This window comes from Flavobacterium sp. (assembly GCF_020217025.1).
Lineage (GTDB): Bacteria > Bacteroidota > Bacteroidia > Flavobacteriales > Flavobacteriaceae > Flavobacterium.
Window position 1 is genome coordinate 1 of sequence record NZ_JAIWOF010000039.1, and the last position, 10,000, is coordinate 10,000.

At 34.4% G+C, this 10,000-nt stretch carries 8 protein-coding genes; 7 read left to right on the forward strand and 1 reads right to left on the reverse strand.

The genetic code is table 11. The annotated features are described in order from the left end of the window. Window positions 1-147: 147 nt before the first annotated feature. Entirely contained in the window at window positions 148-477 is a 330-nt protein-coding gene (locus LDL23_RS01705; protein WP_026725390.1) for an iron-sulfur cluster assembly accessory protein, read from the reverse strand. A gap of 145 nt (window positions 478-622) precedes the next feature. Between LDL23_RS01705 and LDL23_RS01710 the strand changes: the two genes are divergently transcribed. From LDL23_RS01710 to LDL23_RS01740, 7 genes are all read left to right on the forward strand, one after another. After that, complete coding sequence (locus tag LDL23_RS01710; protein WP_291264163.1) at window positions 623-1,483, forward strand: MBL fold metallo-hydrolase; 861 nt, start codon at window positions 623-625, stop codon at window positions 1,481-1,483. A 74-nt stretch (window positions 1,484-1,557) separates the two neighbouring features. Beyond that, on the forward strand, window positions 1,558-3,153 hold the full coding sequence (locus tag LDL23_RS01715; protein WP_291264164.1) for a S8 family peptidase: 1,596 nt from the start codon (window positions 1,558-1,560) through the stop codon (window positions 3,151-3,153). 75 nt (window positions 3,154-3,228) lie between these two features. Beyond that, window positions 3,229-5,109, forward strand: coding sequence for a M1 family metallopeptidase (locus LDL23_RS01720; protein ID WP_291264165.1), 1,881 nt, complete (start codon window positions 3,229-3,231; stop codon window positions 5,107-5,109). Window positions 5,110-5,258: 149 nt separating this feature from the next. After that, window positions 5,259-7,379, forward strand: coding sequence for a translation factor GTPase family protein (locus tag LDL23_RS01725; RefSeq protein ID WP_291264166.1), 2,121 nt, complete (start codon window positions 5,259-5,261; stop codon window positions 7,377-7,379). A gap of 137 nt (window positions 7,380-7,516) precedes the next feature. Further along, window positions 7,517-8,206 carry a hypothetical protein gene (locus tag LDL23_RS01730; RefSeq protein WP_291264167.1) on the forward strand — a complete coding sequence of 230 codons (690 nt, stop codon included), beginning with the start codon at window positions 7,517-7,519 and terminating at the stop codon, window positions 8,204-8,206. Window positions 8,207-8,230: 24 nt separating this feature from the next. Then, complete coding sequence (gene rnpA / locus LDL23_RS01735) at window positions 8,231-8,602, forward strand: ribonuclease P protein component (RefSeq protein WP_291264168.1); 372 nt, start codon at window positions 8,231-8,233, stop codon at window positions 8,600-8,602. Window positions 8,603-8,673: 71 nt separating this feature from the next. After that, the coding region (locus tag LDL23_RS01740) for a S41 family peptidase (protein ID WP_291264169.1) at window positions 8,674-10,000 on the forward strand (1,327 nt) is incomplete at its 3' end.

Genomic DNA, 10,000 nt, shown 5'->3' on the forward strand with positions numbered 1-10,000 from the left:
TTCTTGGAAATGGCACGAACAATATCTTCATTTAACCCAATTGGAAACGTTTCCGAGTCTAATTCGGTATAAAATCCGTATTCGTATTCTTTATTTTCTAATTCGACTTTTAAGTCGTCTTCTGTATACTTACTCATATTTTTTGATTTATAGAGAGAAACTCTCCCCACATCCACAAGTTCTTTGTGCGTTAGGATTATTAAAAACAAATCCTTTTCCGTTTAAACCTCCTGAAAACTCTAATATAGTTCCTGCCAAGTAAAGAAAACTCTTTTTCTCTACGGCAATTTTTACATTATTATCTTCAAATATTTTATCGTTTTCTCCTATTTCTTTGTCAAATTTTAAATCATAAGACAAACCCGAGCAACCACCACTTTTTACGCCTACTCGCACGTAATCTTTGGCTGCATCAAAACCATCTTCTTGCATCATAGCGATGATTTTTTTACTTGCTGTATCAGATACTTTAATCATATTCTTATTTTGATTTTGTCTAAATTAACCGCAAAGATAAGCCATAAATTGCTTTTTACAAGAATTGCTAACATTTTTATAACTTATAGATTCATAGTTTCTGTTTATAGTATTTTTTGTAATTTGGCTGAAAATTGTTTGACCTATGAAATTACATCCTATTGAAGCGGGAAATTTTAAATTAGACGGTGGTGCTATGTTTGGTGTAGTGCCTAAAACCATTTGGAATAAAACCAATCCAGCCGACGAAAATAACCTTATTGATATTGCAGCTAGATGTCTGTTAATCGAAGATGGAAACCGATTAACTTTGATTGATACCGGAATGGGAAACAAACAATCGGAAAAATTCTTTGGTTATTATTCACTTTGGGGCGACCATTCTTTAGATAAATCATTAAAAAATGCTGGTTTTCATCGCGATGATATTACCGATGTATTTATGACACATTTACATTTCGACCATTGTGGTGGAAGCGTAAATTGGAACAAAGATAAAACCGGTTACGAAGTCGCATTTAAAAATGCCAAATTTTGGACAAATGAAAACCATTGGGAATGGGCAACGAAACCAAACGCGCGTGAAAAAGCTTCTTTTTTACACGAGAATTTATTTCCCATGCAAGAAAGTGGACAATTGCATTTCATTAATCGCCCAGATAGTGATTTTGGGTTTTCAAGTGAATTAGGTTTTGATATATTTTACGCCGATGGACATACCGAAAAACAAATGTTACCTCATATCAATTATAACGGAAAAACGATTGTTTTTTGTGCTGACTTATTAGCAACTGCAGGTCATATTCCGATTCCATATGTTATGGGTTACGACACTAGACCTTTATTAACATTAGACGAAAAAGCAAAATTCATGAACGCTGCGGCTGACAATAATTATTATTTGTTCTTAGAACACGACGCTCATAATGAAATTATCACAGTAGAACGAACTGAAAAAGGAGTTCGTTTAAAAGAAGTTTTCAAATGTGAAGACCTTTTAAAATAATGTTAAAAGGAAACATTATTGTAACAAATACAAAACACATCAGTCCAATAACTGAAAATTAATTAATAGAAAACATGAAGAGAATTTTTAGGCCGCTATATTTAAGTTTAGCTTTTGCATTAGCATTAGCAAGCTGCGGAACTCAGCAAATGGTTTCAACTCCGGTTGAAAATATTGATAACTTACCTTTAAAAACTACTCCTGTTGCGGAAAAAGATTTGCAGCGTTGGAGTCATTTAGACTTAGTAAAAGATACACTTCCAGGAATGAGTGTTGACAAAGCTTACTCGGAACTTTTAAAAGGTAAAAAAGGCAAAAAAGTGATTGTTGGAATTGTAGATTCGGGTGTTGATATCAACCACGAGGATTTAAAAACGGTGATTTGGACCAATCCAAAAGAAATTGCAGGTAACGGAATTGACGATGACAAAAACGGTTATATCGACGATATTCACGGATGGAATTTCTTAGGAAACGCTGTTCACGAACAATTAGAAATGACCCGTATTGTTAAAAAAGGTCCTGGAACTCCAGAATATGACAAGGCAAAAGAAGAATTAGAAGAAGAATTAAAAGGTATTCAGCCTCAAAAACAACAATTAGATTTTATTGTAAATGCCGAAAAAGCTTTAGTCGGCTATTTCAAAAAGAACGATTTTACACTAGAAGAAGTTAAAGCAATTCCTGCAACAGAAACTTCATTATCTCAAGCTAAGGCTATTTTTACACAAGTTTTAAGTAATAGCACAAAAGCGGATTTTGACAAACAAATTGAAGAATTTAAAGATTATATCTACGGACAAGTTAACTACAACTTAAACGTTGATTTTGATGGAAGAAAAATCGTTGGTGACAATCCAGATGATTTAAAAGATACTAAATACGGAAACAACAATGTAGTAGGTCCAGAACCAAAAGAAGCAAAACACGGAACGCACGTAGCTGGAATTGTAGCGCAGGTTAGAGGTAACAATAAAGGCGGTGATGGTGTTACGAATAACGCTCAAATCATGGCATTAAGAGCCGTTCCAAATGGAGACGAATATGATAAAGATATTGCGTTGGCTATTCGCTATGCAGCAGATAATGGTGCGAAAGTAATCAACGGATCTTTTGGAAAATACTATTCACAACACAAAGAATGGGTTATGGATGCTATTAAATATGCTGAATCTAAAGACGTGTTAGTAGTTATCGCTGCTGGAAACGAATCTTATGATTTAGATGTTACGAACAAATATCCAAACGACACTTATGATGGAAGTCCAGAATACGCTAATAACGTATTGATTATTGGAGCCCTTTCTCCAACTTACGGAACTAAAATGGTGGCAAGTTTTTCTAACTACGGAAAAAACAATGTAGATATTTATGCTCCCGGAGATAAAATTTATGCTACTACTCCATTAAATACGTATGAATATTTACAAGGAACTTCAATGGCTTCTCCTAACGTAGCTGGTGTTGCAACATTAATTCGTTCTTACTATCCAAGTTTAACTGCAGTTCAAGTTAAGCAAATCATCATGGAAAGCGGAACACCATTAAAAAACACAGTTACAATTGGTGAAGATAAACATAAAGCAAACTTTGCAGACGCTTCTAAATCTGGAAGAATTGTAAACGCTTACAATGCTTTAGTTTTAGCGGCTAAAATGGCAAAAAAATAATTTGTAAATTCATTTAATCCAAATAATTCCTACAAGGTCGCAAAAGCCTTGTAGGTTTTCTTTTAAAAAGCAACTATGAAAAAATTTCTTTTTTTAAGTCTCTTTCCAATCTTAGCATTGGCACAAAACAATCCAAATCCAGGGTATTGGCAACAACATGTTGACTATAAAATGGAGGTGAATATGGATGTGAAAAAATTCCAATACAAAGGAAAACAGGAAATTGTCTACACGAATAATTCACCTGACACCTTACACAAAGTTTTCTATCATTTGTACAACAACGCCTTTCAACCTGGAAGCGAAATGGATGCGCGACTTCAATCGATTTCCGATCCAGATAAACGAATGGTGAAAACGTTCAAAAAAGAAGGAAAAGAGGTTAAAGAAAGTAGAATTAGTACTTTAAAACCAAATGAAATTGGATATTTAAACATCGCTAATTTTAAACAAGATGGAGTTTCTGTAACCACAAAAGTTGTAGGAACTATTTTAGAAGTTACTTTAGTAAAACCTATTTTACCTAAACAAAAAACAACTCTTTCATTAGATTTTGATGGACAAGTGCCGTTGCAAATTCGTCGTTCGGGAAGAATTTCTGAAGAAGGCGTTGCTTTATCGATGACCCAATGGTATCCAAAATTATGCGAATACGATTTTGAAGGTTGGCATGCAAACCCATATATCGCAAGAGAATTTCATGGAGTTTGGGGAAATTTTGATGTGAAAATTACCATTGATAAAGCTTATACTATTGGTGGAACAGGTTATTTGCAAAACAAAAACGAAATTGGACACGGATATCAAGACGCTGGAGTGCAGGTTGTTCATCCAAAGAAAACCAAAACCTTAACTTGGCATTTTTATGCGCCAAACGTACATGATTTTGCTTGGGGAGCGGATAACGAATTCATCCATGACATGATTTTAGGTCCAAACAATGTGGAATTGCATTTCTTGTACAAAAACAAGAAAGAAAATTTAGAAAATTGGAAAAAAATGCAACCTAAAACGGCTGAATTATTGGCTTTCTTCAATGAAAATGTTGGACCTTATCCCTACAAACAATACTCTGTAATTCAAGGTGGAGATGGCGGAATGGAATATGGCATGTGTACGTTAATCACAGGAAATAGAGCTTTTGGAAGTTTAGTTGGTGTAACCGCTCACGAAATGGCGCATTCTTGGTTCCAATTTGTATTAGCAACTAACGAAACCAAACACGAATGGATGGATGAAGGATTTACTTCATACATTTCTAACTTGGCGATGAACAAGGTATTGCCTCCAAAAAAACCTGAAGTTCCTTATGAAGATGCATATAACAATTACATTTATTTAGCAAAATCAGGTAAAGAACAACCGCTTTCTACACACGCTGACCGTTACGATATCAATATGGCGTACGGAATTTCAGCTTACAGTAAAGGAGAAGTGTTTTTGGTACAATTAGGTTATTTAATTGGGCAAGAGAACCTCAACAAAACCATCAAACGTTATTACAACGATTATAAATTCACGCACCCAACTCCAAACGATATCAAACGTGTGGCAGAAAAAGTTTCTGGTGCTAATTTAGATTGGTATTTGTTAGATTGGACATTAACTACAAATACAATTGATTACAGCATTAAAGAAGTTTCGGAAGCTAATGCTGCTAATACAAAAGTAGTTTTTGAAAGAAAAGGAAGAATGCCAATGCCTTTAGATGTTATGGTAGAATATACCGATGGAACTAAAGAATTCTTCTACATTCCAAATACGTTAATGCGTTGGGAAAAACCAAATCCGTATGCTGGAATTAAAGGAAATGTATTAAAAGGTTGGGATTGGGCTTACCCTACTTTCACTTTTGAAATTGCAAAACCAAAAGATAAAATCAAATCGATCACCATTGACCCAGAAAACATCATGGCAGATGTGAATAAAGAAGATAATATCTTTCCAAAAAAATAAAATTGAAAAGCGGCTTTCGAGTCGCTTTTTTTGTGCTTATTTTCAATTTGTAAGATGACAAATATCATGATTTACGTGTTTGTTCTTTCGTAATTTTAATGTGCTAAAAATGCAGTTAAAATTAGTTATTCATTTAAACACATAAAGTCATGAGCATTGCAACCAAAGACATTAGAAACGTGGTATTTCTTGGGCATTCAGGATCAGGAAAGACCACTTTTATCGAGACCATGTTATTTGAAAGTGGCGCAATTCCACGTCGTGGTTCGGTAGAAAATCACAATACCATTTCGGATTTTACCGATTTAGAACACGAAAGAGAAAATACCTTATACAGCCACTTAATGCACGTTAAATGGCACAACAACAAAATCAACATCATTGACACTCCGGGTTTCGACGATTTTATTGGCGAAGTGGTTTCTTCCCTTAAAGTTTCTGATACCGCAGTCATACTTTTAAATGCGGCTTCTGGAGTAGAAGTAGGAACAGAAATTGTTTGGGAATACGTTCAAAACTATCAAACATCTGCTTTTTTTGTCATCAACCAAATGGATCAACCTAAAGCAGATTTCGAAACTACTTTAGAACAAGCCATAAATCGCTTCGGAAATAAAGTAATTCCGATTCAATATCCATACAATTCAGGTGAAAAATTCAATAGTATTATCGATGTACTTCGTATGACGATGTATGTTTTTCCAGAAAATGGTGAAAGGCCAGAAAAAATGCCTATTCCGGAATCGGAATTAGAAAAAGCAAATGCACTTCATAATACATTAATAGAAGCTGCAGCGGAAAACGAAGAAGGTTTAATGGAAAAATACTTCGAAAAAGGCTATTTAGACGAAACTGAATTAGCAAAAGGATTAACCATTGCGCTTGCTAACCAACAAATATTTCCTGTTTTCTGTGCTTCGGGATTAAAAGATATGGGAAGTGGAAGAATCATGGGATTCATTGATGATATTGCACCATCTCCAGCCGACAGACCAGCGAAAAAATTAGAAAATGGTGGTGAGTTAAAATGCGATGCTTCAGACAAAACTACTATTTTCATTTACAAAACACTTTCAGAACCGCAAGTGGGAATGGTTTCCTATTTCAAAGTGCTTTCGGGTGAATTGAATGCTGGTGATGAATTGGTAAACGCCGATAACGGAGAAACTGAACGCTTAACGCAATTATTCGTTGCAGAAGGAAAACAAAGAACTTCAGTTGACAAATTAGTTGCTGGTGACTTAGGAGTTACCGTTCGATTAAAATACGGACATTCCAACAATACGTTGAATACTAAAGGTGTAGAAAGAAAAGTCAGAAAAATGCAATTTCCAGAAAGTCGTATCAGAAAAGCGGTTACAACTGCCAATCTAGCCGATATGGAAAAAATGATTAAAGCGCTACATCAAATCGAAGAAGAAGATTTGACTTTCAAAGTAGAGCAATCTTCGGAATTAAAACAAACCATCGTTAATGGTCAAGGGCAATTGCATTTGGATTTAATCAAACATCGTATCGAAAGTGAAAACAACATCGAAATCCTCTTTGAAGAACCAAAAGTTCCATATCGCGAAACCATAACTAAAGCAGCTAAAGCCGAATACCGTCATAAAAAACAAAGTGGTGGCGCTGGACAATTTGGGGAAGTACATTTAACCATCGAGCCTTATTACGATGATATGCCAGAACCACAAGGCGTAAACGTTCGCAACAAAGAAATTGAGGAATTACCTTGGGGTGGAAAATTCGCATTCTACTGGTGTATTGTGGGTGGAGCTATCGACAATCGTTATGCAACTGCAATCAAAAAAGGAATCATGCAATCTATGACCGAAGGTCCGTTAACAGGTTCTAATTGTCAAAACATTCGCGTTTGTATTTACGATGGTAAAATGCATGCGGTAGATAGTAATGATATTTCGTTCCAATTGGCCGCTTCTCATGCATTTAAAGAAGCCTTTAACGAAGCAAGACCTCAACTTTTAGAACCTTATTATCAGCTTGAAGTGCTTTGTGAAGATGCTTACACCGGCGACGTCATGGGCGATTTACAAACCCGAAGAGCCATTATTCAAGGCATGGATACGGATGGTCATTATCAAAAAATTATTTCCGAAGTGCCACTAGCCGAACTTAAAGATTACGGTTCTACACTTCGTTCATTAACGCAAGGAAAAGCAAAATTCAAGTTGGAATTTAGTTCTTATCAACTAGTTCCTGCTCATGTTCAGGAAAGTTTAGTTATAAGCAATGCGGTTTTATCTGAATAATGAATGAATTTTGATTTTAGAAAAGCTTCTTCAAATTGAGGAAGCTTTTTTTATGCTTATTTTTGTCGGATTGAAAATAAAATGACAAAACAAAAAATATACTATTGATTATTAGTAATTTAGTATAAAATTAAACGATGGAAATCTTAGATAAAAATAAAACGGTATCCCAATTAACAATACTATACATTTTAGTGGTTGTTGCCTTTTCATTTTTAAATCTGAAATCATTTCCCGTTCTTGAATTCCTTTTAGGTAGTATCCGAATTCCGATACTTATTTTGATGTATTATCTTGCTTCCAAAATCAAAAGTACACTCTATTTTAGTGCTTTAATTTTGTTCTTTTTTGCCTATTTATTCTTTAGAGAAAACACCACATTTTTTAATTTTATTGGAGCAATCATTTCACTTGCTTATCGGATTTTAATTTTTATCATCGTTTATAAAAGTATCGAAAATAAAAATTGGTTGGCGATTGTTTTGGCTTCCATTCCTTTCTTTTTTATCTATTTATACGCGTTACTTTTAATAGAAAAAGAAGTGAAAATGGATTTTTATCCATGGGTTGTAAATGGATTTTTAACTTCTTTCATTGGCGGAATGGCTACTTTTAATTTCCTTTTCCAAGACAAGAAACGATTGTATTGGTTGATTATTAGTGCGATTTTATTTGTGATTCAAATTGGCGTATTTTTAATCAATAAATATTACTTTCCAGATGAAATTTTAAGAATGTTAACCATCATTTTATTCGGAATTTCCAACTTCACTTTTTACAAATTTGTGCTACTGCAAGAAGAATTAAAACTTAAATACGCATCTTAATTTAAAGTTTTCTAACTTTGCTTCATGAAATTTACTTATCCCAAACACGAAAAATTAAAAAGCAAAACTACGATTGACTTGTTGTTTTCGGAAGGTAAATCAGTTTCAAAATATCCGTTGCGTTTGGTTTATGTTGAAAATACGGAACCTAATGCGGAACTGATTAAAATGGGTGTTTCCGTTTCTAAAAAATATTTCAAAAAAGCAGTCGACCGTAATTATTTTAAGCGTGTTTTGCGTGAAACGTATCGTCTTAATAAGCATCTTTTGATTGATAATTTAGAAAAGCCACATGCTTTTATGTTTTTTTATCAGAGCAAAGAGCGACTTTCTTATCAAGAAATTGAAGAGAAAACCATTCAACTTTTTCAAAAATTCAACGAAAGGCAGAAGTAAATTGCACTTTTGGTTTAATTTTTGCTCAAGATTCTTTACTTTCGTAAACTAGTACAATTCAAGACTTCAACATGAAAAAATATTTCAAAGGAAAAATAATCATTCCTGTTCTGGCAGCGGTTTTTTTATTTGTGGGCGTTAGTTTCAAGAACGACTTTTTTGAAATTGCCAAACAAATTGAAATCTTCACCGGACTTTTTAAAACCGTTAACCAAAATTACGTGGATGAAACCAATCCAGGTGAAATGATGGATAACGCCATAAAAAGCATGTTGAAAGAATTGGATCCGTATACGGTATTCTTTAACGAACAAGACGTTTTAAAATTCAAAATCAACAATACAGGCGAGTACACAGGCATTGGTGCCATGGTACAACGCAAAGAAGGAAAAGTTTTTCTAAAAGAAATTTATAAAGGATTTCCAGCCGATAAAGCCGGATTGAAAGCAGGTGATGAGGTAATTCAAATTGGAGATATTAGCTTAAAAGAATACAAAGAAGATGCTTCGCAATTGTTTCGTGGTGCTAAAAACACCAAAGTTGAAATTCAATATATTCGCCAAGGAAAAACCCAAAATGCAACGATTGTTTTAGACGATGTTGAAATTAAAGCCGTTCCCTTTTTCTCGCTTTTAAAAGACAATACGGGTTATATTGTTTTAACGAAATTTACAGAAAAATCAAGCTCTGAAACCAAAGCGGCTTTATTAGAATTAAAAAAACAAGGCGCTACCAAAATCATTTTAGATTTAAGAGGAAATCCAGGTGGTTTATTGCACGAAGCGGTTAATATTTGCAATCTTTTTGTACCGAAAAACGAATTGATTGTAACCACAAAATCGAAAAATCCAAAACACAATTTAGAATATAGAACAAAAAACGAAGCTATCGATTTAGAAATTCCGATTGCGGTTATTGTAGATGGAAAAAGTGCTTCGGCTTCTGAAATTGTAGCGGGTGCGATCCAAGATTTGGATAGAGGTGTGATTTTAGGAACGAGAAGTTTTGGAAAAGGATTGGTACAACGTCCGTTAGATTTGTCTTATGGAACGCAAGTAAAAGTTACGATTTCAAGATATTACACCCCTTCGGGAAGATGTATTCAAGCTTTGGATTATTCGAAAAAAGACGCAAACGGAAAAGCTGTCAAAAAATCTCAAGACGAATTCAATGCTTTTAAAACCAAAGCAGGAAGAACCGTTTATGATGGTGGCGGTGTTTTGCCTGACGTCGAAATCGAAGAAACCAAAACAGCAACAATAACTGAGGCTGTTGTTAAATCGGATGCTGTTTTCAACTTTGCAACGCAGTGGTATTTTAAAAACCCAACCGTTTCAGGAATTCCAACCATAACCGACTCGGATTATGCTGCTTTTAAAGCTTTTTTAAAGCAAGAGA